The sequence below is a fragment of the Geothrix sp. 21YS21S-2 genome (assembly GCF_030846775.1).
Classification (GTDB): Bacteria; Acidobacteriota; Holophagae; order Holophagales; family Holophagaceae; genus Mesoterricola.
In genome coordinates, this window is sequence record NZ_CP132910.1 from 4,204,832 (window position 1) to 4,228,497 (window position 23,666).

At 69.7% G+C, this 23,666-nt stretch carries 21 protein-coding genes; 9 read left to right on the plus strand and 12 right to left on the minus strand.

Annotation, left to right across the window (positions count from 1 at the left end):
• Positions 1 to 2: 2 nt before the first annotated feature.
• Positions 3 to 1,442, minus strand: a complete 1,440-nt coding sequence (locus RAH40_RS18630; RefSeq protein WP_306599104.1) for an MFS transporter — start codon at positions 1,440 to 1,442, stop codon at positions 3 to 5.
• Between the two features lie 298 nt (positions 1,443 to 1,740).
• Between RAH40_RS18630 and RAH40_RS18635 the strand changes: the two genes are divergently transcribed.
• The 4 genes from RAH40_RS18635 to RAH40_RS18650 all read left to right on the plus strand — a co-directional run bounded on the left by RAH40_RS18635 (position 1,741) and on the right by RAH40_RS18650 (position 6,403).
• The gene (locus RAH40_RS18635) at positions 1,741 to 3,405 is read left to right on the plus strand and encodes an L-lactate permease (RefSeq protein WP_306599105.1); all 1,665 of its coding nucleotides are present in this window, start codon (positions 1,741 to 1,743) and stop codon (positions 3,403 to 3,405) included.
• A gap of 39 nt (positions 3,406 to 3,444) precedes the next feature.
• Positions 3,445 to 3,858: a cupin domain-containing protein gene (locus tag RAH40_RS18640; RefSeq protein ID WP_306599106.1), complete on the plus strand. Its 414-nt coding sequence runs from the start codon at positions 3,445 to 3,447 to the stop codon at positions 3,856 to 3,858.
• A gap of 17 nt (positions 3,859 to 3,875) precedes the next feature.
• Positions 3,876 to 5,027, plus strand: coding sequence for an aminotransferase class V-fold PLP-dependent enzyme (locus tag RAH40_RS18645; RefSeq protein ID WP_306599107.1), 1,152 nt, complete (start codon positions 3,876 to 3,878; stop codon positions 5,025 to 5,027).
• A 119-nt stretch (positions 5,028 to 5,146) separates the two neighbouring features.
• Entirely contained in the window at positions 5,147 to 6,403 is a 1,257-nt protein-coding gene (locus RAH40_RS18650) for a Fic family protein (protein WP_306599108.1), read from the plus strand.
• Here the strand turns inward: RAH40_RS18650 and RAH40_RS18655 are convergent, their stop codons facing one another.
• From RAH40_RS18655 to RAH40_RS18680, 6 genes are all read right to left on the minus strand, one after another.
• A complete protein-coding gene (locus RAH40_RS18655; protein WP_306599109.1) occupies positions 6,404 to 7,306 on the minus strand; it encodes a hypothetical protein in 903 nt (300 codons plus the stop codon).
• Between the two features lie 171 nt (positions 7,307 to 7,477).
• Positions 7,478 to 7,933, minus strand: coding sequence for a cache domain-containing protein (locus RAH40_RS18660; protein ID WP_306599110.1), 456 nt, complete (start codon positions 7,931 to 7,933; stop codon positions 7,478 to 7,480).
• Positions 7,934 to 8,032: 99 nt separating this feature from the next.
• Entirely contained in the window at positions 8,033 to 9,532 is a 1,500-nt protein-coding gene (locus RAH40_RS18665) for a SpoVR family protein (RefSeq protein ID WP_306599111.1), read from the minus strand.
• A 2-nt stretch (positions 9,533 to 9,534) separates the two neighbouring features.
• Positions 9,535 to 10,797, minus strand: a complete 1,263-nt coding sequence (locus RAH40_RS18670) for a YeaH/YhbH family protein (RefSeq protein ID WP_306599112.1) — start codon at positions 10,795 to 10,797, stop codon at positions 9,535 to 9,537.
• Positions 10,794 to 12,716 carry a PrkA family serine protein kinase gene (locus tag RAH40_RS18675; RefSeq protein ID WP_306599113.1) on the minus strand — a complete coding sequence of 641 codons (1,923 nt, stop codon included), beginning with the start codon at positions 12,714 to 12,716 and terminating at the stop codon, positions 10,794 to 10,796. Before RAH40_RS18675 ends, RAH40_RS18670 begins: the two co-directional genes overlap by 4 nt.
• 150 nt (positions 12,717 to 12,866) lie before the next feature.
• Positions 12,867 to 13,526 carry an NAD(P)H-dependent oxidoreductase gene (locus tag RAH40_RS18680; protein WP_306599114.1) on the minus strand — a complete coding sequence of 220 codons (660 nt, stop codon included), beginning with the start codon at positions 13,524 to 13,526 and terminating at the stop codon, positions 12,867 to 12,869.
• Positions 13,527 to 13,677: 151 nt separating this feature from the next.
• Here RAH40_RS18680 and RAH40_RS18685 point away from each other — a divergent pair, with 151 nt between their 5' ends.
• A complete protein-coding gene (locus RAH40_RS18685) occupies positions 13,678 to 14,037 on the plus strand; it encodes a helix-turn-helix domain-containing protein (protein WP_306599115.1) in 360 nt (119 codons plus the stop codon).
• 10 nt (positions 14,038 to 14,047) lie between these two features.
• Complete coding sequence (locus tag RAH40_RS18690; RefSeq protein WP_306599116.1) at positions 14,048 to 14,482, plus strand: nucleoside 2-deoxyribosyltransferase; 435 nt, start codon at positions 14,048 to 14,050, stop codon at positions 14,480 to 14,482.
• Here RAH40_RS18690 and RAH40_RS18695 read toward each other — a convergent pair.
• The gene (locus RAH40_RS18695) at positions 14,454 to 15,047 is read right to left on the minus strand and encodes an exopolysaccharide biosynthesis protein (protein ID WP_306599117.1); all 594 of its coding nucleotides are present in this window, start codon (positions 15,045 to 15,047) and stop codon (positions 14,454 to 14,456) included. The two genes, RAH40_RS18690 and RAH40_RS18695, sit on opposite strands and share 29 nt — an antisense overlap.
• A 62-nt stretch (positions 15,048 to 15,109) precedes the next feature.
• On the opposite strand from RAH40_RS18695, the gene RAH40_RS18700 reads away from it, so the two are divergent.
• Complete coding sequence (locus RAH40_RS18700) at positions 15,110 to 16,243, plus strand: aminotransferase class V-fold PLP-dependent enzyme (protein ID WP_306599118.1); 1,134 nt, start codon at positions 15,110 to 15,112, stop codon at positions 16,241 to 16,243.
• Here the strand turns inward: RAH40_RS18700 and RAH40_RS18705 are convergent.
• The 3 genes from RAH40_RS18705 to RAH40_RS18715 are packed head-to-tail and all read right to left on the minus strand — an operon-like array spanning position 16,230 to position 18,903.
• Positions 16,230 to 16,616: a hypothetical protein gene (locus RAH40_RS18705; protein ID WP_306599119.1), complete on the minus strand. Its 387-nt coding sequence runs from the start codon at positions 16,614 to 16,616 to the stop codon at positions 16,230 to 16,232. The two genes, RAH40_RS18700 and RAH40_RS18705, sit on opposite strands and share 14 nt — an antisense overlap.
• Positions 16,617 to 16,654: 38 nt before the next feature.
• On the minus strand, positions 16,655 to 17,302 hold the full coding sequence (locus RAH40_RS18710; RefSeq protein ID WP_306599120.1) for an HD domain-containing protein: 648 nt from the start codon (positions 17,300 to 17,302) through the stop codon (positions 16,655 to 16,657).
• Positions 17,299 to 18,903, minus strand: a complete 1,605-nt coding sequence (locus RAH40_RS18715) for a VRR-NUC domain-containing protein (protein WP_306599121.1) — start codon at positions 18,901 to 18,903, stop codon at positions 17,299 to 17,301. Before RAH40_RS18715 ends, RAH40_RS18710 begins: the two co-directional genes overlap by 4 nt.
• Positions 18,904 to 18,930: 27 nt before the next feature.
• Between RAH40_RS18715 and RAH40_RS18720 the strand changes: the two genes are divergently transcribed.
• Positions 18,931 to 19,887 (plus strand): MBL fold metallo-hydrolase, encoded by a 957-nt coding sequence (locus RAH40_RS18720; RefSeq protein WP_306599122.1) that lies wholly within the window; start codon positions 18,931 to 18,933, stop codon positions 19,885 to 19,887.
• Positions 19,888 to 19,896: 9 nt separating this feature from the next.
• On the opposite strand, the gene RAH40_RS18725 is transcribed toward RAH40_RS18720, so the two are convergent.
• Positions 19,897 to 20,901 carry a manganese-dependent inorganic pyrophosphatase gene (locus RAH40_RS18725; RefSeq protein WP_306599123.1) on the minus strand — a complete coding sequence of 335 codons (1,005 nt, stop codon included), beginning with the start codon at positions 20,899 to 20,901 and terminating at the stop codon, positions 19,897 to 19,899.
• 255 nt (positions 20,902 to 21,156) lie between these two features.
• Between RAH40_RS18725 and RAH40_RS18730 the strand changes: the two genes are divergently transcribed.
• A complete protein-coding gene (locus tag RAH40_RS18730) occupies positions 21,157 to 23,625 on the plus strand; it encodes a PIG-L family deacetylase (protein WP_306599124.1) in 2,469 nt (822 codons plus the stop codon).
• The last annotated feature ends 41 nt before the right edge of the window (positions 23,626 to 23,666 follow it).

The window sequence follows — 23,666 nt, forward strand, 5'->3', positions numbered from 1 at the left end:
AGCTAAGTCTCCATCCCCAGCGGAGCCTCGTCCCCGTCCGAATGCCCGCTCATGGCGTGCCCGGCGTTGCGGGGCAGGCGGGCGCTCACCGGGGAGGCCATGAAGGAGATGGCCGTCACCACAAGGAACGCGGCGGAGAAGTCGGACAGCTGGGGGCTGGCGTGGCCGGAGACCGCCATGGCCAGGGCCAGGATGGCCGAGGAGATGCAGATGCCCATGGAGAGCATCAGCTGCTGGAAGGTGGAGTAGAAGCTGGTGGCCGAGCTCATGCGGGGCTGGGAGATGTCGGCGTAGGCGACGGTGTTGAGGGCGGTGAACTGCAGGGACTGGAAGAACCCCCCCAGAAGCAGCACGCCGTGGATGAGGAGGACCGGCCACCCGGGGCGGAACAGGGCGCACGCGGCCAGGAAGGCCGAGGAGATCAGGCTGTTCCACATCAGCGTGTTGCGGAAGCCGAAGCGGCGCAGGATGGGCGGCGCGGCGATCTTCATGAGGAAGGAGCCGGCGGCGGTGCTGAAGGTGATGAGGCCGCTCCGGGCCGCCGACATGCCGAAGCCCAGCTGCATCATCATGGGCAGCAGGAAGGGCAGGGCGCCCGCGGTGATGCGGGTGAGGGAACCGCCGATGACCGAGATTCCGAACGTGGAGATGCGCATCATCCCGAAGTCCAGGATGGGGTTGGCGGCGCGCCGGGCGTGGAGGACGTAGGCCGCCCCCGCCACCAGGCCGACGCCGATGATCAGGAGGGTCATGCCCAGGGAGATGCCGCCGCCGCGGCTGCCCATCTCCAGGCCGTACATCAGGCAGGACAGCGAGATGCAGGAGAGGAGGAAGCCCGTCACGTCGAACCGCCCGGGGTCCAGCTCCCTGATGTCCTCGATGTAGACCGTGGCCAGCCAGATGCCCAGGATCCCGATGGGCACGTTGATGTAGAAGATCCAGCGCCAGGAGAGGTAGGTGACGAGGAAGCCCCCCAGGGGCGGCCCCACCACCGGGCCGATGAGGGCGGGCACCATGAACCAGGACATGGCCGAGACCATGTCCTTGCGGGCCACGGTGCGCAGCAGCACCAGGCGGCCCACGGGGACCATCATGGCCCCGCCCATGCCCTGCAGGAACCGGGCGCAGACCAGGAAGAGGAGGCTGCCGGCCTGTCCGCACAGGATGGAGCCGGCCGTGAACACCAGGATCGCCAGCCGGAAGATGCGCCGGGCCCCGTAGCGGTCCGCGAAGTAGCCGCTGGCCGGGATGAAGATGGCGAGCCCCAGGAGGTAGGCGGTGAGGGCCGCGCTCATGTGCAGGGGGGAGACGGCGAAGCTCCGGGCCATGGTGGGCAGGGCGGTGGCCAGCACGGTGGAATCCAGCTGCTCCATGAAGAGGGCGCAGGCGATGATGATGGCCGTGGTGCGGAAACTGTGCGGGCGGGGGGTGGAAGGGGACATCCCCCAGAGAATACCGGACCCGGGCTCCGCCTCCGGGCAGGCACCAACCAGGTGGTCGGTATTTTAATAGGCTCTCAAGACGGGCCATGCGTTCGCTGCGGCATTTATAAATTTATAAATATAACGACTTGACGCAAAAGACCTACGGGTCTCTAATTTCCGCATCCCTGCTAGTGCATCAATTAGTGATACCCACTCCTGCGAGGCCTCGTGACCCTTCGTCGAACCTCCGGCTCCGTCCCCGCTCGCGGGGCCTTCCACCGGACTGTCCAAACCCTGTGAGTGAAAGGACTGAACCATGCAGTGGAACCAGAACTACTCCGCCCTGAACGGGAGCCTGCTCCTGACGGCCCTGGTGGTGGCCATCCCCATCTTCTTCCTGTTCTGGGCCCTGGCGGTCAAGCGCATGAAGGGCCATGTGGCGGGGCCGATCACCCTGCTGATCACGGTCGTCATCAGCGTCCTCGTGTACCGGATGCCCGTGAGCGCGGCCCTGTCGGCCTCGGCGCTCGGCATGGTCACCGGACTGTTCCCCATCGGCTGGATCATCCTCACCGCCGTGTTCCTCTTCAACCTGACCGTGGAGAGCGGCCAGTTCGAGATCATCAAGAGCTCCATCTCCTCCCTGTCCCCTGACCGGCGGATCCAGGCGCTGCTCATCGCCTTCTCCTTCTCCGCCTTCATGGAGGGCGTGGCGGGCCAGGGCGCTCCCGTCGCGGTCGCCGCGGCCATGCTCATCGGCCTGGGCTTCCCGGCCCTGCCGGCGGCCGTCATCTGCCTCGTGGCCAACACCCCGCCCGTGCCCTTCGGGCCCGTGGGCGTGCCGACCATGATGATGTCCACGGTGACCGGCATCCCCGCCACCACCATGGCCCGCGCCGTCGGCATCGACATGGCCTTCATGGCCCTGATCATCCCCTTCTTCATGGTGGTGGTCATGGTGGGCTTCAAGCGCGCCAAGGAAGTCATCCCCGCCTGCCTCGTGGCCGGCGTCAGCTACGCCGCGGCCTCCTTCGCGATCTCCACCTGGTTCGGGCCCGAGCTGCCCGCCATCGTGGCCTCCGTCGTGTCGCTGCTCTGCCTCGTGATCTTCCTGCGCTTCTGGCAGCCCGCGACCACCTGGACCTTCGAGGAGGACACCGCCGCCTCGCACGCCGCGGCCTCCGGCACCTATTCCGCCGGCCAGATCTTCAAGGCCTGGTCCCCCTTCCTCATCCTCATGGTGGTCATGGGCCTCTGGGGCACCCCCGCCTTCAAGGCGTACTGCACCAAGGCCCACCACTGGTTCGTGATGGTCCCGAGCTGGCCCTGGCTGAACGGCGTGGTCTTCAAGTCCGCCCCCATCGTCGCCAAGCCCGCCATGTACGGCGCCAACTACCGCTGGGACTGGCTCATCGCCCCCGGCACCGCCATGTTCATCTCCTCCCTGATCTCCATGGTTGTCCTGGGCATCAGCCCCGCCACGGGCACCCGGGTCTTCTTCAAGACCTTCAAGCAGCTCCGCTTCGCGCTCATCACCCTGGCCTCGGTCATCGGCCTGGGCTTCCTGGCCAACTACTCGGGCATGTCCTTCACCCTGGGCCTGGCCTTCGCCCAGCTGACCGGCATGGCGTTCCCCATCTTCTCGCCCGTCATCGGCCTCGTGGGCGTGTTCCTCACCGGCTCCGTGACCTCCTCGGCGGCCCTGTTCGGCAAGCTCCAGCAGGTCACCGCGGTGCACCTGGGACTGAATCCCGTCCTCACCACCAGCGCCAACCTCTTCGGCGGCGTCATGGGCAAGCTCATCTCCCCGCAGTCGATCGCCGTGGCCTGCGCCGCGGTGGGCCTGGTCGGGCACGAGACCGACATCTTCCGCAAGACGCTCAAGTATTCGATGATCCTGCTGTGCATGGTGATCGTCCTGGTGCTGCTCCAGGCCTTCGTCATCCCCGCCATCCTCCCCACCGCTCCCGCCGCCATTTAAGCGGTAGAATCGAACCTTCCCCGCAAAGGAGAGACCGCCATGACCCTCACCGCCTATGAACCCGGTACGCTCAAGGGCCTGATCGATTCGACCCCGGCCGAGTCCATCCTCCTCCACCTCCGCGACGAATACGCCAAGCGCACCCTGCCCGAGAAGGGCGTGGACAGCGTGGTGGCGTACGACTGCCCCCGCACCCAGCTGATGGTGCGCACGGCCGTCAAGGGCACCCAGGTGGGGACCCACTTCCACACCGTCTGCGACGAGTACGTGATCGTGGTGGGCGGCAAGGGCGAGATCCTCGTCAACGGCGAGTGGAAGCCCGTGAAGATGGGCGACGTCCACGTCTGTCCCCGGGGGATCGTCCACGACACCCGCGCCCTGGAGGAGAACCTCCAGTACCTCTCGATCTTCACCCCCCATCTCCCTGCCGGCACCGACATCAACTGGCTCTAGTTCCAAGGAGGACTCCCATGCCCGCACTGCTTCCCAACATCGATCCCGATGGACTCATGGAGTTCTCGGTGGTCTACACGGACCGCGCCCTGAACCACATGTCCAAGAAGTTCCAGCTCGTCATGCGCGAGATGGACCGCATCCTCAAGCTCGTCTACAACGCCAAGGGCGTCGCCCTGGTCCCCGGCAGCGGCACCTTCGGCATGGAGGCCGTGGCCCGCCAGTTCTGCGCCGGCAAGAAGGCGCTGGTGATCCGCGACGGCTTCTTCAGCTTCCGCTGGTCCCAGATCTTCGACATGGGCGCGATCCCCTCCTCCCACGTGGTGCTCAAGGCCCACCGGATGGGGACCGACAAGCAGTCCCCCTGGGCGCCCACGCCCATCGCCGAGGTGGTCGCCGCCATCGCCGCCGAGAAGCCCGCCGTCGTCATCGCCCCCCACGTGGAGACGGCCGCCGGCATCATCCTCCCCGACGGCTACATCAAGGCCGTCACCGAGGCCACCCACGCCGCGGGCGGCCTGTTCGTCCTGGACTGCATCGCCTCCGGCTGCATGTGGGTCGACATGGAGGCCCTGGGCGTGGACGTGATCGTGAGCGCCCCCCAGAAGGGCTGGAGCGGCAGCCCCTGCGCCGCCATGGTCATGCTGAGCGAGAAGGCCAAGGCCGTCATGGCCGAGACCACCAGCTCCAGCTTCGCCTGCGACCTCAAGAAGTGGTCGTCCATCATGGACGCGTTCCTCAAGGGCGGCCACGCCTACCACGCCACCATGCCCACCGACGCCCTGGCCAAGGACTGCGCCGTCATGCAGGAGATGGAAGCCTACGGCTTCGAGAAGCTGCGCGCCGAGCAGGCCGAGCTGGGCGCCAAGGCCCGCCACCTGCTGGAAAGCTGCGGCCTCCCCAGCGTCGCCGCCGAGGGCTTCAAGGCCCCGGGCGTCGTGGTCAGCTTCACCACCGACCCCGACATCCAGTCCGGGAAGAAGTTCGTGGCCGCCGGCTACCAGATCGCCTCCGGCGTGCCCCTCCAGTGCGACGAGGGCCCGGACTTCATGACCTTCCGCCTCGGCCTCTTCGGCCTTGAGAAGCTGCACAACGTCGACCGCACCGTGGGCTTCCTCGCCGCGGCGCTGAAGGAAGTCGGCCTCCGCGAAGGCGTCCCGGCCCGCTAAGGGCTCCGGATGGATTCACCCGCCACCCTTGATTGAATCGTTGATTCAATCAAGGGTGGTTTTTTGGGCTTGAGGGAATCGTTCGATTCAATCAAGATTGAATCAAATCCGGGGGTCCCATGCAGCCGCCCACCACCGCTTCCGCCCGCCAGGAGGGGATCCTGGCCTTCCTGCGCCTGCGGCCGGGGGGAGTGGCCCGCCACGAGCTGGAGGGCCTTCCGGAGGCCGCGGGCCTCGACCCCCAGCGCCTGCGGCGCCTGCTGGCGCCGCTGGTGAAGGACGGGCGGATCCGGGTGGAAGGAGCCACCCAGGCCCGGCGGTATTTCCCGGGGGACGGGGGGACGGAGTCCCTGCCGCTGAGCCCGGAGGGCCGGGCGGCCCTGGCGCGCGTCCTCCGGCCGGACCGCACTCCCGCCGTCTACCACCGGCCCTTCCTGGACACCTACCAGCCCAACGAGGTCTGGTACCTGCCCATGGAACTCCGCCATCACCTGGCGGGCCTGGGCCGGGCCGGGGACCGGTCCCGCCGGCCGGCGCTCCTGGCGGACCTGGCCTGGAACTCCGCCCGCCTGGATGGGGCCGCCACCCCCCGGACTGAGGCTGAGGCCCTCTTCTCCGGGGCGGAGGCGGCCCCGGAGGACCTTCCGCTCCTCAACCACAAGGCCGCCACCGACTGGATGGCCGGGGCGGAGGGGGCCGACCCGGTGACCGTGCAGAACCTCCATGCCCTGCTCACGGACGGCCTGCTGGAGGCTCCCGGGGCCGGGGGCCGGCTTAGGACGGGCCCCCTGGCGCTGCCGGGGACCCGCTACGCGCCCCCCGAGGCCCCCAGGCTGGTGGAGTGGTGCTTCCGCCAGATCCTGCGGACGGCGTCCCGGATCCTGGATCCGTACGAGCAGTCCTTCTTCCTGCTGGTGCACCTTCCCTACCTGCAGCCCTTCGCCCAGGCCAGCGGAAGCGTCGCGCGCCTGGCGGCGAACCTGCCCCTCCTGCGACGGCAGGTCGTCCCCGTCACCTTCGCCGCCGTGCCGGCCCAGGCCTACGCCCAGGCCATGCGGGCGGTGTGGGAGGAGAACGACCCGGCCCTGCTGCGGGATGTCTTCGCCTTCGCGGTGGAGCATTCCTGCGGGTCGACCGGGCCCGATCCCTTCCGCCTGCGCTACCGGGCCGGGATCCGCGCCGCGGTGCGCGAGGCGGTCCTGGCGGGGGAGACCGGAGCCGGGGCGCGCATCCGCGCCATCGCCGCCCGGCTCCCGGCGGCCGACGGCCCCAGGTTCCGGGCGGAGGTGGACGCGGAGCTGTCCGCCCTTCACGACGGGAACTTCGCGCGGTTCCTCACGTCCGCCGAATTCGCGGCCTGGAAGGAGCGCCGCTGACTACCGGCTGGCCACCTCGAGGGCGCCGGCGAGGGTGAGGAGCGAGGTTTCCTGGGCGTGGAGCATCAGTTCCAGCTGCTCCAGGGTGACGCACTGGGCCGCCACCTCGGGGGTCCGGTCGCCGGGGATCCCGGCCGCCAGCTCCAGGGCGAACTGGCACTGGGCGCCCGCGGTGTCGAGATCCCGGAGGGCGTTCGCGAGATCCACCCGGGTCTCCCTCGCCACGGCCCGCTCATCCCGGTTCGAGGGCGCGCCCTTGAGGGCCAGCCTTTTCTCCACAGAGGTCTCCAGCCGGCTGATCTGGCCGAGGACCGTGCGGCAGCGCGTGAGGGCCTCCTGCAGGCCCCGCTGGAACCGCCCGGTGGCCGCCTGGGCATCGGGGGTCGAGGAGGTGCCGGGGGCTTCCTTGGGTTCGGGGTCGGAGACCTTGCAGTCGCCAAGGCCCCTTTCCGTTCCGTCGACGGGGGCGTCCTTGGTTTCGCCCTTCTCCTCGAAGAACGCCTTGGTGATGACGATCCGGTTCCCCTGCTCGAGCCTGAGCGCGCCATCCGTCGCCGCCCGGTGGTCCAGGGTCTCCAGGGTGCTGACCAGGGTTCCCGAGGCGAGTTTCGTGCGGACCTTGATCAGGCAGAAATCCCCTCTGCCGTCCTTCAGCACGAATTTGAGAATGCCGGGCGTGGTCACTTCGAGGCTCGCGGCCTGGCCCTTGGCGTGGGTCGGGAGCTGCAGGTTGTCCCAGGCGGTGCGGAACGCGGCGGGGCTGTCCGGCAGCAGGGACGCGTTCCGCTGAACGGTATAGGTGCCTGCCGTCGGGTTGAGGATCTCCACGGTGCCCGCGAAAAGGGGGCTGGCGAGGATGGCCAGGGCGGGGGCGACGAGGGCTTTGGGGCAGTGGAAGGGCATGGTGGCGACTCCTGGCGCGGGGGGTAGAGGACAGAGGCACTGCGCCCCGGCGCCGGGTGGTCGACCGGGGTGCAGCCCCGGTATTAAATGAACCTGTTATTAAATAGGTTCCCCGCTGGAATCCCATGGGATGGGGAGCCGCTCGGCATGGCCTGGCGCGGCGTAGGTGCCCTACCGCTTGTAGATGCCGCAGCCGAAGAGGAGCCCGTCGTGCATCTCGATATAGGAAGTCTTCGCCAGCACCTTGCCGCTGACCGGGTCGGGATACTTGTAGTCCACCCAGCCCTTGCCCTTGGCCTTGCCCAGGGCGAGCATCTCCTTGACGATCATCTTGCCGTCCGGGTCCTTCAGGCCGCTCCGGTCCTTGCCGACCAGTTCCACCGAGTTGAAGCCGATGGCCTTGCACAGGCCGGCCTGGTCGTAGACGAAGAGGTACATCTCCCCGCCCGAGCCCACGTGGAAGACCCCGTTGGACTGGTTGGTCTGCTGGATGAGCTTCTCGATGCCGTTGGCCTTCGCGTAGGTCACCGCGCGCTTCACCAGGGATTCCGCCTGGGCCGGGGTGGGCGACTGGGCGGAAGCCATGATGCAGGGGAGGACGGCGGCGATGAGCGGGAACTTCCTCATGGGAACCTCCAAAAAAGTGCGATGGGCTGGGGACAAGGAAGACTCTACACGCCTTCCGGGGGAAAGCAAATTCCATCCTCGAGGGCCCCGGACCGGGTCTCAGTCCCGCCGCCTCCGCTCCCCGAGCTTGACCCCCAGCACCCGCATCTCGCCCGTCGCGTCCCGCTCCTCCAGGCGCACCGTGAACCCCCACAGGTAGGCCATGTGCTCCAGCACGGCCTCGAAATCCGTGGCCAGGGGCAGGCCCCGGGGGTTGGTGTAGCACAGGGTGAGGGTGCGGTCGCCGCGCAGGTCCACGCTCCACACCTGGATGTTGGGCTCGCGGCTGCCGAGGTTGTACTGGTCCGCCAGGGATCTCCGCAAGTCCTCGTACCCGGGTTCGTCGTGGATGGAGCCGATGCGCAGGCGCGGGGCCTTGTCGTCGTCCACCACCGTGAAGAACCGGAACTCCCGCATGAGGCGGGGGGAGAGGAACTGCGCGATGAAGCTCTCGTCCTTGAAGTTTTGCATGGCGAAGGGCAGGGTCTCCCGCCAGTCCGAGCCCGCCGCGTCGGGGAACCAGTGGCGGTCCTCCTCCGTGGGGGCCTCGCAGATGCGCCGGAGGTCCCGCCACATGGCGAAGCCCAGGGCGTAGGGGTTGACGCCGGAATACCAGGAGCTGTTGTAGGGGGGCTGGTGGATGACGCTGGTGTGGGAGTGGAGGAACTCGAACATGAACCCGTCGCCCACGCTGCCCTCGTCGTACAGCGCGTTGAGCAGGGTGAAGTGCCAGAAGGAGGCCCAGCCCTCGTTCATGAGCTGGGTCTGGCGCTGGGGGTGGAAGTACTGGGCCACCTTGCGCACGATGCGCACCACCTCCCGCTGCCAGGGCTCCAGGAGGGGGGCGTTCTTCTCGATGAAGTAGAGGAGGTTCTCCTCGGGCTCCTTCGGAAAGCGGGGCTCCTCGGCGGGCTTCTCCTTCTCGGGGCGCGCCGGGAGGGTGCGCCAGAGCTCGTTCACCTGGGCCTGGAGGTAGGCCTCGCGCTCCTTCTGGCGCAGGCGCTCCTTGGTGAGGGAGAGCCGCGGGGAGCGGCGGTACCGGTCCACGCCCAGGTTCATGAGGGCGTGGCACGCGTCCAGGAGGCGCTCCACGGCCTCCTGGCCGTGGCGCTCCTCGCACTGGGCGATGTAGTCCCGGGCGAACACCAGGTAGTCGATGATGGTGCCGGCGCTGGTCCACTGGCGGAACAGGTGGTTGCCCTTGAAGAAGGAATTGTGGCCGTAGGCCGCGTGGGCGATCACCAGGGCCTGCATGGTCAGGGTGTTCTCCTCCATGAGGTAGGCGATGCAGGGGTCGGAGTTGATGACGATCTCGTAGGCCAGGCCCATCTGACCGCGGCGGTAGCGGTTCTCCGTGGCCAGGAAGTGCTTGCCGAAGGACCAGTGGTGGTAGTTGACCGGCATGCCCGCCGAGGCGTACGCGTCCATCATCTGCTGGGAGCTGATGATCTCCAGCTGGTGGGGGTAGGTGTCCAGGCCGAAGTCCCGGGCGATCCTGCCGATGGCCTCGTCGTAGGCCGTGATGGACTCGAAGGTCCACTCCGATCCCCCCGGCAGCATGGCTACACCCGCTTCCGGAACAGGTCGTGGAAGACCGGGTAGATGTCGGTCACCTCACGGATGCGCCGCATGGCGAAGGAGTCGGGGTGCCCGGGCAGCAGGGTCTCGTATTCCCGCCAGAGCACCTGGGGGGTGTCGGCGATCTCGATGTAGGCGAAGTGCTGGACCTGGGGCAGGATCGAATCGGCCAGCAGGTCGCGGCTGGGCTCCGAGTCGTCGGACCAGTTGTCGCCGTCCGAGGCCTGGGCCCCGTAGATGTTCCAGAGGCCCGGCGGATAGCGCTCGGCGGCGATGTCGCGCATGAGCCTGAGGGCGCTGGAGACGATGGTCCCTCCGGTCTCCCGGGAGTGGAAGAAGCGCTCCTCGTCCACCTCCTCGGCGGAGGTGTGGTGCCGGATGAAGACCACCTCGATGCGCTCGTAGTTCCGCTTCAGGAACAGGTAGAGCAGGGTGAAGAACCGCTTGGAGATGTTCTTCTTGGGCTCGTCCATGGAGCCCGAGACGTCCATGAGGCAGAACATCACGGCCTGGGTGGTGGGCTGGGCCACGCGCACCCGGTTGTTGTAGCGCAGGTCGTAGGTGTCGATGAAGGGCACCGCGGAGAGCCGGCGGCCCAGGCGCTCCAGTTCCAGCAGGAGGTCCCGGGCCTCGGCGCTGTCCTCCCCGTGGAGGCGCCGGGCCTCGGCCAGGGCCGCCTCCAGCTCCCTGCGCCGGTCCGTGAAGGGGCCCCGGGTGGCGATGCGCCGGCCCGTGGCGCCCCGCATGGTGCGCACGAGGTTGAGGTTGGTGGGCACCCCCGTGTGGGTGTGGCCGGCGCGCACGTTCCTGAACTCGGTGAGGCTGGCCAGGTGGCGCTTGACGAGGTTGGGCAGGGCCAGCTCGTCGAAGAAGAAGTCCAGGAACTCGTCCCGGGAGATGGCGAACTCGAAGGCGTCCTCGCCCTCGCCGTCGGGGCTGGCGCGCCCCCCCTGGCCGCCCTGGCCCCCGGAGGGGGGGCGGTCCACCTGGTCGCCGGTGCCGTACCGGTCGTTGCCCGCGTGCACCCGCTCGCGCCTGCCTCCCGGACCGTGGCCGAACTGGGGCTCGGCGATGTCCTTGCCGGGGATGCGGACCTTCTTGCCGGAATCCATGTCCTTGATCCCGCCCCGGTCGATGACGTCCGAGACGGCCTGCTTGATCTGCCCCCGGAAGCGCCGCAGGAACCGCGTCCGGTTCACGGAACTGCGGTTCTTGCTGTCGAAGCGCCGGTCGATGATCTGGATCATGACGACTTCCGGACCCGCAGGTACCAGTCGCACAGGAGCCGCACCTGCTTCTCCGTGTAGCCCTTGGCCACCATGCGGTCCACGAAGTCCCGGTGCTTCTTCTGGTCGTCGGTGTTGGCCTTGGTGTTGAAGGAGATGACCGGGAGCAGCTCCTCGGTGTTGGAGAACATCTTCTTCTCGATGACGGCCCGCAGCTTCTCGTACGAGGTCCAGGAGGGGTTCTTCCCGTCATGCTTGGCCCGGGCGCGCAGGACGAAGTTCACCACCTCGTTGCGGAAGTCCTTGGGGTTGGAGATGCCCGCGGGCTTCTCGATCTTCTCCAGCTCGTTGTTGAGCGCCGCCCGGTCAAGCATTTCCCCGGTGTTCGGATCCCGGAATTCCTGATCCTGGATCCAGAAGTCCGCATAGTTGACGTAGCGGTCGAAGATGTTCTGGCCGTACTCCGAATAGCTCTCGAGGTAGGCGGTCTGGATCTCCTTCCCGATGAATTCTGCATACCGCGGTGAGATGAATTCCTTGATGGTGCGCAGATACTGTTCCTCGATCGCCCCGGGGTACTGCTCCTGCTCGATCTGCTGCTCCAGCACGTACATGAGGTGGACGGGATTGGCCGCCACCTCCCGGTGGTCGAAGTTGAAGACCTTGGAGAGGATCTTGAAGGCGAAGCGGGTCGAGAGGCCCGTCATGCCCTCGTCCACGCCCGCGAAGTCCCGGTATTCCTGGTAGCTCTTGGCCTTGGGATCGGTGTCCTTGAGGTTCTCCCCGTCGTAGACCCGCATCTTGGAGTAGATGCTGGAGTTCTCCGGCTCCTTGAGCCGGCTGAGCACGGAGAACTGGGCCAGCATGCGCAGCGTGTCGGGGGCGCAGGGGGCCTGGGCCAGGGAGGAGTTGTCCAGGAGCTTCTGGTAGATGCGCATCTCGTCCGTGACCCGCAGGGTGTAGGGCACCTTCACGATGTAGATGCGGTCCAGGAAGGCCTCGTTGTTGCGGTTGTTCTTGAAGGTCAGCCACTCGGCCTCGTTGGAGTGGGCCAGGATCAGCCCGTCGAAGGGGATGGCGCCGAAGCCCTCGGTGCCCTTGTAGTTGCCCTCCTGGGTGGCGGTGAGCAGCGGGTGCAGGACCTTGATGGGCGCCTTGAACATCTCCACGAACTCCAGCATCCCCCGGTTGGCCAGGCACAGGCCGCCGGAGTAGGAGTAGGCGTCGGGATCGTTCTGGGAGTAGGTCTCCAGCTTGCGGATATCGATCTTGCCCACCAGGGACGAGATGTCCTGGTTGTTCTCGTCGCCGGGCTCGGTCTTGGAGACCGCGATCTGGCTGAGCACCGAGGGCCGCAGCTTGACCACCCGGAACCGGGTGATGTCGCCGCCGAATTCCTGCAGGCGCTTGACGGCCCAGGGGCTCATGATGGACGTGAGGTAGCGCCGGGGGATCCCGTAGTCGCCCTCCAGGATGGGTCCGTCCTCGATGGGGTTGAACAGGCCCAGGGGGGACTCGTGGACCGGGGACCCCTTGATGGCGTAGAAGGGGACCTTCTCCATGAGGGCCTTGAGCTCCTCGGCGAGGGAGGACTTGCCGCCCCCCACGGGGCCCAGCAGGTAGAGGATCTGCTTCTTCTCCTCCAGCCCCTGGGCGGCGTGGCGGAAGTAGGAGACGATCCCCTCGATCACCTCCTCCATTCCGTAGAACTCCTTGAAGGCCGGGTAGATGCGCACCACCTTGTTGGCGAAGATGCGGCTGAGCCGCTCCACGGAGCGGGTGTCGACCAGCTCCGGCTCCCCGATGGCGCTCAGCAGGCGCTCCGCGACGCTGGCATAGGCGGAGGGGTCCTTCCTGCAGAGTTCCAGGTAGTCCTGGAGGCTCATCTCCTCGGCGCCTGCGGATTCGTAGCGGCTTTGATACTGGTGGAAGATCGACATGTGTCCACCTCCAATGAAGGTTTCGGACCAGTCACGCTACACCATTAGGGCTTCTTTGGAAAATGCGTATGAAGGTATAATGGATGTCGAAATCCGCTTATCGGGCCATCCGAATCAAAAATTAATAATCCTTGGCCGCCGGGAATCCCGTTACCTGTGGTCGACCAGCTCGGCTTCCGGGAACCGGACCTTGGCCAGTTCCGCATACTTGTCCCCGGTGGACCGGTAGCCGGCCGGACAGGCGACGATGGTGTGGTAGCCGGTGCCCGCCAGGCCCAGGATCTGGTCGTACTGGGCGGCGTCGAGGCCTTCCATGGGGCAGGTGTCCACGCCCAGGAGGGCGGCGCTGGTCATGAAGTTGCCCAGGGCGATGTAGGCCTGACGAGCGGCCCAGGCGTCGACGGTGGCGGCCCGGGGGCCGGTCACCAGGGTGCCCACCATCATGCCCCGGTAGGCGGCCAGGGATTCGGGGGCCTGGTGGCGCACTTCGGCGACCCGGGCCACGTAGTGGTCCACGTCGGCCTCGGTGAGGGTCTCCTTGGCCAGGAAGACCACCAGGTGGGAGGCGTCCTCGATCTGGCCCTGGCCCCAGGACGCGGCCTTGAGCTTCGCGCGCAGGGCGGGGTCCTGGATGACCAGGAACTTCCAGGGCTGGAGGCCGAAGGAGCTGGGGCTGAGGACGAGGGACTTCTCGAGGGCGGACCAGAGGTCGGCGGGGACCTTGCGGTCGCGGTCGAACTGCTTGGTGGCGTAGCGCCACTCCTGCACCTTGAGGAGTTCTTCGGGGGAGAGGACGGTGGCGGTGGTCATGGCGGCTCCAGGGATTCGGGGGTTGCGGTCAGATCGGCCGTAATACAAACTTAAGCATGTCACTCTCCATTGGAAAGTAGGCACTAATTCGGAAGGTAGGAACCAAATGGTACGTAATGCATGTTCCTCGGCCCCCAACGTCCTCAGCCCCATGTGTCCCACCCGCCTCGTGCTGGATCTCATCGCGGACAAATGGACGACGCTCGTGATCTACCTGCTGTCCCAGGGCACCCGGCGGTACGGCGAGCTCCAGCGCGAGGTGGGCGGCATCAGCCAGAAGATGCTCACCCAGACGCTGCGCAAGCTCGAGGAGGACGGCCTGGTGCGCCGCGTCGTCTACCCCGAGGTGCCCCCGCGCACGGAGTATTCCCTCACCGAGCTGGGCGCGACGCTCAAGGAGCCCCTGGGGGCCCTGTGCCAGTGGGCCATGGTGCACCTTCCCGACGTGGAGAAGGCCCGCAAGGCCTCCCAGCGCAACCGCGCCAAGCTGCTCGCAACCCGTTCGGCCTAGAAGGAAGCCCATGCGCATCTACTTCTCCTGCTCCATCACCGGGGGCCGCGGGGACCAGCCCGCCTACGCCGCCCTGGTCCGCCACCTCCTGGACGCGGGCCACGACGTGCTCACCGCGCACCTGGCCAGCGCCGACCTGCAGGGGCAGGAGGGGGGCATGGAGCCGGAGGCGGTGTACCTGCGGGACACCGCCTGGGTGCGGGCATGCGACGCGGTCATCGCCGAGGTGAGCACGCCCAGCCATGGCGTGGGCTACGAGATCGCCTATGCCCTGGAGCGCGCCAAGCCCGTGCTCTGCTGCTTCCGGAGGGACGCCACCGTGAGCCGCATGCTCACCGGGAACCGGGAGATCGCCCTGGCCCCCTACGAGGGGCTCCCGGAGCTGCTGGCGGGCGCCCAGGGGTTCCTGGGCGCCCTCAGTCGGCCAGGGACCGGAGCGTCCTGAAGATCCTGAAGGCGAGGTTCGCCGACAGGGCGAAGTAGACGGTGGTCCCGAGGCTGGCGAGGGTGGCGGCCCAGGCCCAGTCCTGGCGCTGCTCCAGGAGGGCCGCGCCCAGGAGGCAGAGGATGGCGGCCGGGATGATGTTGGCGAAGGGCAGGGGCACCGGCACGGCCAGCAGGAAGCCCGTCCAGATCAGGGCGGCGCCCATCCACTTGTGGCTCAGCGGATGCTTCTCCGCGGTCCGGCTGGACCAGCGCAGCAGCAGCCGCTCCAGGCGCGCCAGGGCGTTCTTGATGGCGCCCTTGTGGATGGGCAGCGCGAGGACCCTCTGGGGCACCCAGGGATGGGGGACGCCCCGGCCCAGCTGGTAGCCGATGGCCATCACCGCCGCGCCGCCCACGGGGGCCAGGCCCGTGTTGAGCGCAGGAACGAGGCTGGGCAGGGCCAGCAGCAGGATCAGGAGGCCGTAGGACTGCTCCCCGGCGGCGTCCAGGAGCTCCCCGAGGCGCACGTCCCGCTCGTGATCCAGGAGATCATGCAGGACCGAGAAGAAGGGGCGGGGGGACATCGCCCTCCAGGCTACTGTGCCCGGGGGGCGCACTACAATGGCAGGGAAGCCCAGGACCCCCCATGCACCGATTCCTGCTCGACCCCTCCCTCATCTTCCTGAACCACGGCTCCTTCGGGGCCTGCCCCCGGGAGGTGCTCCAGGTGTGCCACGCCTGGCAGGCGGAGATGGAGGCCAACCCGGTGGAGTTCCTGGGCAGGCGTTCCGCGGCGCTCCTGGCCGCTGCCCGGGCGGAGCTGGGCCGGTACCTGGGCGCCCGGGCCGAGGACCTGGCCTTCGTGGCCAACGCCACCCACGGCGTGAACATCGTGGCGCGGTCCCTGCCCCTGGAGGCCGGGGACGAGGTGCTGGCCACGGACCACGAGTACGGCGCCTGCGACGGAGCGTGGGAGTTCGCCACGGCCCGGCGGGGGGCGCGGTACGTCAGGGCGGAGATCCCGCTGCCCTTCAGGAGGGGGGAGTTCGCGGACCGGGTGTGGGAGAAGGTCACCGACCGCACCCGGGTGCTTTTCCTCAGCCACATCGCCTCCACCACCGCCCTGGTCTTCCCGGTCGGGGAGCTGTGCCGGCGCGCCCGGGCCGCGGGAATCCTCACGGTCATCGACGGCGCCCACGCTCCGGGGCAGCTGGAGCTCGACCTCGCGGCCCTGGGCGCCGACTTCTACACGGGCAACTGCCACAAGTGGCTGTGCGCGCCCAAGGGATCGGCGTTCCTGCACGTGCGCCCGGAACACCAGGCGGTCCTGGACGCCCCCGCGGTGAGCTGGGGCTACCTGGCCCTGCCGGCCAACGACGCCTACACGGGCACCACCCCCCTGGAGCGCAAGCTGCAGTGGCAGGGCACGCGGGACCTGTCGGCCTTCCTCTCGGTCCCCGCGGCCATCGCCTTCCAGGAGCGCAACGGCTGGGCGGCGGAGCGGGTCCGCTGCCATGCGCTGGCGGTGGAGACGCTCCACCGGGTCTGCGCGGCCACGGGCCTGCCCCTGCCCGCCGAGGACGCCGACTTCGGGCAGATGGCCATCATCCCGGTGCCCGCGGGCGACGCCGCCGCCCTCCAGGCGGGGCTCCTGCGCGACCACCGCATCGAGGTGCCGGTGACCTGCCACAAGGGCTCGCTCTTCGTGCGGATGTCCGCGCAGGCCTACAACACGCCCCGGGACGCCGACGCCCTGGTGGCGGCCCTCACAGGAAGGTGACGCTGCTGGTCGCCGACGAGATGACGTACGCCCGCTCCGTGTTGGACTTCTTGTCCGCAGGCACCACGAAGAAGCCGAAGCGGCCCGGGGTGTAGGCCTGGGTGGTGCCGAGCAGGGTCTCCCCGTCCCTGAAGTCCACGCGGATCCTGCGCCCGGGGCTCACGTCGCCGGGATGGAAGATGTTGGACTTGGCGTGGCCCAGGTCCCCGTCCAGGTCCTTCACGAAGAAGAGGCCCTTGAGATCCGAGAGGAGGATCTCCCGGGGCGGGGCTCCCTCCGTCACCAGATGGAAGCGGTCCTTGGTCGCGACGAAGTCCACGGTGAGTCCCTTGGCCACCGTGCCGTCCTGGAAGTGGGCGACCACCTTGTTCATGGGACCTCCGTGCCTAGCATTGGACAACGTTTCCCATATCAGTCAAGGAGTTCTCGTTCCAGCTGCGACAGGAACAGGGCCAGGACCCGGGTCCGGCGCCGGGCCAGGCGCCGCCCCTCGGCGGTGGTCATGAGGTCCGGCAGGCGCAGGAGCTTGAGGGGGAAGTGGTCCACGGAGTAGAGCCGGTCGTCCAGGGCGCGCCCGGAGCGGCCCAGGGGGTCCCCGGCCTCCCAGAGCGCGGTGCCCATCTTCCCGCCGGTGTAGAAGCACCGGGCCAGGCCGATGGCCCCCAGGGCCTCGAGGCGGTCGGCGTCCTGCAGGATGCGCGCCTCCAGGGTGGCGGGGGGGATGCCTGCGGAATAGCTGTGGGCCTCGATGGCGTGGGCCGCCGCCCGGGCCCGGCCGGGGTCGAGGCCCATGCCCTCCAGGAGCGGCACGGCCTTCTCCGCCGACAGGCGGGAGGCCCGGGAGCGCAGGGGCGAGTCCTTGGGCGGGTTAACCAGGTCGTGGAGGTAGGCCGCGGCAAGGAGCACCAGGAGGTCGGCCCCGGGCTCCGCCGCGGCGATCTTCCGGGCCGAGCGCCACACCCGGCGCAGGTGGTGCACGTCGTGGGCCCCGTCCCCGCCGGGGGCGGCGGCCCAGAAGGCCTCGAAGCGCTCCTGCCAGGAATCGAGTTCAAGGGTCATGGTTCCTCCCCCTCCAAGTAACGCACCCACGCGACCCGGGCGTCCAGCCCCGCGCGGTTGAAGAGGGTGAGCCAGCGCTCCTGCTCGGGCCGCAGGGCGTCGCCGGGGCCCTTCACCTCCCAGAGCATGCACCGGCCCTCCCGGTGCAGGAAGAGGTCCGGGAACCCGCTGCGGAAGGCGGCGGGGTTGGGCGCCATGGCGCGCAGCACCGCCAGGAGGGCGGCCTGGGGCAGGGTGTCCAGGGCCGCCTCCAGGTGGTCCGGGGCCAGGGCCCTCCAGTTCACGAAGGCGTTGGCGACCCCGCGCTTTTCCTCCGCCCGGGCCCGGATCAGGCGCCGGGGGGCGCCGGGCTCCTCCAGTTCGCGCAGCCGGGCCTCGATGGCCTCCCGGCGGCGCAGGGCGAACTGCGGCGTGCGCAGGTCCGCGGGGCCCAGCTGGAACCGGTGCTGGAATGCGCCCGGCACCGGCGCGAAGAGCACGTCCCAGAAGGCCAGGCCGTAGAGGGCCGTCCACAGGGTGTTCTCGGTCCAGAAACCCTCCCAGCCCGAGGCCTCCAGGGCGGCCTGCTCCACGGAGCCCGACGGGTGCCGGGCCACACGGAGGCGCACCTCGGGCAGGGGCGGGTCCGGGGGGTGGGCCTCGGCCCAGAGCGCGGCGCGCAGGTCGTGCCGGGCCAGGCGCCCCAGGAACCGGCGCGCGAAGCGCTCCTCCCCCACGTCCAGCGGGGCCTCCGCCATGGCCAGGGCCGTCTCCGCCGCCAGCTCCGGGCGGCCCCGGGCCAGGTGGATGCGGGCGGTGCGCTCCCGGGCCGGGGGCAGGGCGCAGCGTCCGAAGCAGGCCAGGGCGGCCTCCGGGGACCCCCGGCGCTCCCACTCCCGCCCCACGTCGGCCAGGAGGCGGTGGTAGCGCCGCTGGGGACGGATGCCTTCGCGGCGCTCCATGGCCAGGAGCGCCGCGGTGACCCCCTCCAGGTCCTCCCCGGCCTCCAGGGAGGTCCGCAGGCCGTCCAGGGAGAGCAGGAGGTCGACCTCCTCCCGGTCCCGGAAGGGCCTGCAGGCGGGATCCACCTCGTAGGCCTCGTAGCGCACGTGGCCCAGCTCGGCCAGGACGAAGTCGGTGAGGTCCTGCTCCAGGTTGCCGAAGAAGAGCAGGAACAGCAGCCGCGCCCATTCCCGGCCGCGGGGCGCCACGGCGTCGGCCGAAGCGCGCAGGACGGCCTCGGGCACCCGCTCCGCCAGGGCCGCCCGGGCCTCGGCGCGGCGGAAGGGGATGCCCGCGCCCGCCAGGAGGGTCTCGAGGTCGGCCTTGCGGAGCAGGGCGGCCAGGTCGGCCGGGGAGGCCTCCTCCGGGCCCGCCAGGAAGCCGCCGGCGGCCAGGGCCCCCAGGGCGCCCGGGCCGATCTCGGGATAGACCAGGGCGCCCGGGCGGAACCAGGGGCCCTTGCGCGTGAGCATGCGCACGTAGAGGCGCCGGGCGTCCCCGGGCAGGCGCAGGAAGGCTTCCAGGCGCGCCGCCTCCTCCGGCAGGAGCAGGTCGCCGCACCGGGCGCGCACATCCTCCAGCACGCTCTGGAAATTCACGAGATAGTAGGGGTCCTCCATGGAGCGATTCTCCCGGAAAGCGCCGTCATGATGAACCCCGATCTCCACACCATCCGCCACGGGTACTCCGGCAACACCTTCCGCCAGGGCCGGTTCCAGGAGCGCTACATGTCCACCGTGGGCCGCTCCTTCTGGCCCGTGCTCAGGTGGAAGCTCTCCCGGAACCCCAAGGCGCGGGCGAAGCGCGAGGACGATTTCCGCCTCGCGGTCAGGCCCCTGGAGGCCGTTCCCGGCGGGGACTGCCTGGTGTGGCTGGGCCACGCCTCCTTCCTGCTGCGGGCCGCGGGCCGGACCCTGCTGCTGGACCCCGTCCTCAAGGGTCCGCGCTTCCTGAAGCGCCTGGCGGAGGTGCCCCTGGACATGGCCGGGGTGGACGTGGACTACGTCCTGGTCTCCCACGGGCACTACGACCACCTGGACCTGCCCACCCTCCGGAGCCTCTCCGGCCCCCGCCTCACGGCCCTGGTCCCCCTGCGCCTGGGGGCCCTGGCCCGGGAGGGCAACCCGGCCATGGCGGTGCAGGAGGCGGGCTGGTACCAGCGCTTCGAAACCGGGCCGGACCTGCGGGTGACCCTCCTCCCCGCCCAGCACTGGCACCGCCGGGGCCTCAACGACCTCAACGCGGCGCTGTGGGGGAGCTTCCTGGTGGAGTGGGGGGACCGGTCCCTCTACTTCGCCGGGGACACCGGCTACAACGGGCACTTCAAGGAGATCCGGGAGCAGGTGGGTCCCGTGGACTACGCCCTGCTTCCCATCGGGGCCTACGACCCGCCCTTCCTGATGCGGCCCAGCCACATGAATCCCGAGGAGGCCTGGCGCGCCTTCGGCGACCTGGAAGCGCGCACCCTCGTCCCCATGCATTTCGGCACCTTCGACCTTTCGGACGAACCCCGCGGGGAACCCCTGCGGCGCCTTCTGGCCGCGGCGGGTCCCTCCACGGGGAACGTGAGGGCGCTGGACGTGGGGGAGGTCCTGGCGCTGTGACCGGCCTTCCTACTTGAAGGCCTTTTCCAGGTTGGGAATCACCTGCTTCTTGCGGCTCATGACGCCGGGGAGCCACCGGACGCCGGCCTGGGCCTTGGCGCCCAGGGCCGCGTCCACCAGGGCCGGGTCGTCGGAGACCAGGAGGAGGTCGGTGCCTTCCTTCATGACGTCCGTGAGCATCAGCATGAGGCTGTGGTAGCCCTCGGCCTTGAGCGCGGCCATGGCCTTGAGCAGGTCCTGCTTCAGGGGCAGGAGGATGGCCAGGTCGACCACCTCGAGCTGGGCCACGCCGACCTTGCGGCCGTTCATGACGAAGCTCTTGAAGTCGCGCTTGAGGAGATCCATGGCCGGCACGCCCTTGACCTGGGACTTCACCTCGAAGAGCTTCAGGCCCAGGGCCGCCATGTCCTTCACGCCGGCGAGCTTCGCCAGCCGGCTGGCCGTGGCCCTGTCCTCGGGGGTGGTGGTGGGCGACTTGAAGATCACCGTGTCCGACAGGATCGCGCAGAGCATGCCGCCCGCGAGATCCCTGGGGATGGGGACCTGGGCCGCGGCGTACATGCGGGCGATGATGGTGGAGGTGGAGCCCACGGGGAACACCCAGGCCTCCAGGGGCTTTTCAGTGGCGAGGCCGCCCAGCTTGTGGTGGTCGACCAGGCCGACCACGTCGGCCTTGGCCAGGTCGGCGGGGGCCTGCGGATAGTCCGAGTGGTCGACGAGGATCACCTTGCGCCCGGCGACGCTGGTCTCCACGGGCGGGGCGGCGAGATGGAAGGTGTCCAGGACGTACTGGGTCTCGGGGTTGACGGGGCCCTGGGCGATGGGGGCGGCGGGGATGCCCTGCCGGCTCTTGAGGCGGGCCACGGCGATGGCGCCGATGATGCTGTCGGTGTCGGGGTTCCTGTGGCCCACGACGAGGACGTCCTGGGGGGCCTTGGGTTCGAGGCCCCAGGAAGGGAGGCCGCCGCCCAGCGCGAGGGCGCCGGAGAGCAGGAGGGATGCGAAGAACTTCATTGGGACTCCTCGGGAGGGGTTGGGGGGGCCTTCGGAAAGGGCAGTGGGTCGGTTGTGCAAGGCCTGTGCCAGGGTTGCGGAAAGGCCGGATCCAGCGGGGCCGGGGCCTCCCGGCGCGGGGTGGGGGTTCCGGGGCGCCCCGCGTTGCGGAATTCCGCACACCCTGCGCGGGGGCCCGCAGGATGCCCCATTTGAAGTGGCCCGAATTCTGACTATTCTTGTCGGGCACCGCACCACCTACGCCAGGACGGCCGAATGATCCGGACATCCCTTCCCCTGAATGCCTTCCTCATGGCCACGCTGACGGCCTCCCCGGCCTGCGCCCAGCCCGAGCCCGTGCGGGACGCGGCCGCGCTCCAGGTGCTCCTGGACAAGCTCCAGGTGCTGGGCACGGTGCTGTACGTCGCGGCCCACCCCGACGACGAGAACACGGCGGCCCTGGCGGCCTTCTCCCAGGGCGCCAAGGTCCGCGCGGCCTACCTCTCCATGACGCGGGGCGGGGGCGGCCAGAACCTCATCGGGCCCGAACTGGGCGACGGCCTCGCCCTCATCCGCACCCAGGAGCTCCTGGCCGCGCGCCACCTGGACGGGGCCGAGCAGTACTTCACCCGCTGCAACGACTTCGGCTTCTCGAAGACCCCCGAGGAGACCCTCTCCGTCTGGGGCCACGACGCGGCCCTGGCCGACGTGGTGTGGATCGTCCGCAAGCTCCGCCCCGACGTCATCCTCACCCGGTTCTCCCCCACCATCGGCACTACGCACGGCCACCACACGGCCTCGGCCATGCTGGCCCTGGAGGCCTTCCGGGCCGCCGCCGACCCGAAGGCCTTCCCGGAGCAGCTGGACCGGGTCCGCCCCTGGCAGGCCCGGCGCATCCTCTGGAACAGCTTCCGCCCCCAGGCGGAGCGGGACGCCATGAAGCCGGGCTCCTTCCTGACGCTGGACGTCGGCGCGTACGATCCCGTCCTCGGCAAGTCCTTCACCGAGCTGGCCGCGGAGAGCCGGAGCATGCACCGCAGCCAGGGCTTCGGTGCCGTGCCCAGCCGGGGCTCGCGCCTGGAATACTTCGAGCCCCTGGCCGGCGAGCCCGCGAAGGCCGGCTTCTTCGAGGGCGTGGACCTCACGTGGGGACGCGTGGTGGGCGGGGAGGAGGTGCGCGGGCTCCTGGCCCGGGCCCGCGCGGCCTACCGGCCCGAGCGGCCTTCGGAGACCCTGGGCCTGCTCCTCAAGGCCAAGGCCGCTCTCGAGAAGGTGCCCGCCGACCCCTGGGTGGAGGTGAAGCGGGGCGAGCTCGTGGAGGCGATCCGCTGCGCCGCCGGGCTCTGGGCCGAGGCCATCGCCGGGCGCCCCGGGGCCTCCCCCGGCGAGGAGGTGCCCGTGACGGCCACCCTCGTCGCCCGGGGCAGCGGCGACGTCACCGTCAAGGGCCTGCAGCTGGACGGGACCTCGGTGGCCCTGGACCGGAAGCTGGCTCCCAACGAGCCCCTGGCCGAGACCCGGTCCCTCCGGATCCCGGCGGGAATGCCCCCGTCCCGGCCCGCGTGGCTGGGGGCCGGGGCCGCGCCGCCCTCCCCCCTGGCGGGCCTTCCCGAAGGTCCCGCCGCCTTCCAGGCCACCTTCCGCCTGGAGGCCGGCGGCGTCCCCTTCGACCTCCGGGTGCCGGTGCAGTACCGGTTCCGGGACCCCGTCCTGGGCGAGCGCTACCAGGCCTTCACCGTCGCGCCGCCGGTCCTGGTGAACCTCGCCGACCCGGTCCAGATCCTGCCCGACGCCGCCCCCCGCTCCGTCACCCTCGACGTGGCCGCGGGCAGGGGTCCGGTGTCCGGCGTGGTCCGGCTCCTGCCGCCCGCGGGCTGGAAGGCCGACCCCGCCGAGATCCCCTTCGCCCTGGACCGGGCCGGGGACGAGCGCAAGGTGGTCACGACCCTCACCCCGCCCTCCAGCCCGGGCTCGGGGAGCCTGGAGGTGGCGGTGGCCGTGGAGGGCCCCGCCCAGCCCGCCCTCTCCCGGGTGCGCATCGACTACCCCCACATCCCCATCCAGACCTACTTCCCCGCCGCCCGCGCGCGGCTGGTACGCCTTGATCTCAAGCGGGGCGGTTCCCGCATCGGGTACGTCATGGGTTCGGGCGACGAGATCCCCCGGACCCTCAGGCCCCTGGGCTACCAGGTGGACCTCCTCTCCGACGAGGACCTCGCGGGGGGCGCCCTGGACGCCTACGACGCCATCGTCGTGGGCATCCGCGCGTTCAACACCCGTCCCCGCCTGGCCCAGCTCAAGGGCCGGCTCCTGGACTACGTGGCCCGGGGCGGCACGGAGGTGGTGCTCTACGCCGTGGACCAGGGCCTGGTGACCCCGGACTTCGGCCCCTATCCCTTCAAGGTCTCCCGGGACCGGGTCACGGAGGAGACGGCGCCCGTGACGTTCCTGGCGCCGGCCAGTCCCGTGCTGAACTGGCCCAACCGGATCACCGCCGCGGACTTCGAGGGCTGGGTGCAGGAGCGGGGGCTCTACTACGCCCGGGACTGGGACCCGCGCTACCAGGCCGTCCTGGCGTCGGGCGACGCGGGCGAGAAGCCGCTGGCGGGGGGGCTGATCGTGGCGAACCACGGCAAGGGCCACTTCGTCTACACGGGCCTGGCCTTCTTCCGGCAGCTCCCGGACGGCGTGCCCGGGGCCTACCGGCTCTTCGCCAACCTCCTGGCCCTGAAGACGGCGCCGTGAACGGCCCGCCCCCCGTCCTGGGACGCTGGTCCCGGCTCTAC

What these genes read in the sequence shown, in the direction of transcription:
- RAH40_RS18710 (WP_306599120.1), bottom strand. Translation starts at nt 17,302, where the DNA reads ATGACCCTTGAACTCGATTCCTGGCAGGAGCGCTTCGAGGCCTTCTGG.
- RAH40_RS18715 (WP_306599121.1), bottom strand. Translation starts at nt 18,903, where the DNA reads ATGGAGGACCCCTACTATCTCGTGAATTTCCAGAGCGTGCTGGAGGAT.
- RAH40_RS18655 (WP_306599109.1), bottom strand. Translation starts at nt 7,306, where the DNA reads ATGCCCTTCCACTGCCCCAAAGCCCTCGTCGCCCCCGCCCTGGCCATC.
- RAH40_RS18695 (WP_306599117.1), bottom strand. Translation starts at nt 15,047, where the DNA reads ATGTCCCCCCGCCCCTTCTTCTCGGTCCTGCATGATCTCCTGGATCAC.
- RAH40_RS18700 (WP_306599118.1), top strand. Translation starts at nt 15,110, where the DNA reads ATGCACCGATTCCTGCTCGACCCCTCCCTCATCTTCCTGAACCACGGC.
- RAH40_RS18705 (WP_306599119.1), bottom strand. Translation starts at nt 16,616, where the DNA reads ATGAACAAGGTGGTCGCCCACTTCCAGGACGGCACGGTGGCCAAGGGA.
- RAH40_RS18690 (WP_306599116.1), top strand. Translation starts at nt 14,048, where the DNA reads ATGCGCATCTACTTCTCCTGCTCCATCACCGGGGGCCGCGGGGACCAG.
- RAH40_RS18635 (WP_306599105.1), top strand. Translation starts at nt 1,741, where the DNA reads ATGCAGTGGAACCAGAACTACTCCGCCCTGAACGGGAGCCTGCTCCTG.
- RAH40_RS18680 (WP_306599114.1), bottom strand. Translation starts at nt 13,526, where the DNA reads ATGACCACCGCCACCGTCCTCTCCCCCGAAGAACTCCTCAAGGTGCAG.
- RAH40_RS18685 (WP_306599115.1), top strand. Translation starts at nt 13,678, where the DNA reads ATGTGTCCCACCCGCCTCGTGCTGGATCTCATCGCGGACAAATGGACG.
- RAH40_RS18630 (WP_306599104.1), bottom strand. Translation starts at nt 1,442, where the DNA reads ATGTCCCCTTCCACCCCCCGCCCGCACAGTTTCCGCACCACGGCCATC.
- RAH40_RS18725 (WP_306599123.1), bottom strand. Translation starts at nt 20,901, where the DNA reads ATGAAGTTCTTCGCATCCCTCCTGCTCTCCGGCGCCCTCGCGCTGGGC.
- RAH40_RS18730 (WP_306599124.1), top strand. Translation starts at nt 21,157, where the DNA reads ATGATCCGGACATCCCTTCCCCTGAATGCCTTCCTCATGGCCACGCTG.
- RAH40_RS18675 (WP_306599113.1), bottom strand. Translation starts at nt 12,716, where the DNA reads ATGTCGATCTTCCACCAGTATCAAAGCCGCTACGAATCCGCAGGCGCC.
- RAH40_RS18645 (WP_306599107.1), top strand. Translation starts at nt 3,876, where the DNA reads ATGCCCGCACTGCTTCCCAACATCGATCCCGATGGACTCATGGAGTTC.
- RAH40_RS18640 (WP_306599106.1), top strand. Translation starts at nt 3,445, where the DNA reads ATGACCCTCACCGCCTATGAACCCGGTACGCTCAAGGGCCTGATCGAT.
- RAH40_RS18650 (WP_306599108.1), top strand. Translation starts at nt 5,147, where the DNA reads ATGCAGCCGCCCACCACCGCTTCCGCCCGCCAGGAGGGGATCCTGGCC.
- RAH40_RS18720 (WP_306599122.1), top strand. Translation starts at nt 18,931, where the DNA reads ATGATGAACCCCGATCTCCACACCATCCGCCACGGGTACTCCGGCAAC.
- RAH40_RS18660 (WP_306599110.1), bottom strand. Translation starts at nt 7,933, where the DNA reads ATGAGGAAGTTCCCGCTCATCGCCGCCGTCCTCCCCTGCATCATGGCT.
- RAH40_RS18670 (WP_306599112.1), bottom strand. Translation starts at nt 10,797, where the DNA reads ATGATCCAGATCATCGACCGGCGCTTCGACAGCAAGAACCGCAGTTCC.
- RAH40_RS18665 (WP_306599111.1), bottom strand. Translation starts at nt 9,532, where the DNA reads ATGCTGCCGGGGGGATCGGAGTGGACCTTCGAGTCCATCACGGCCTAC.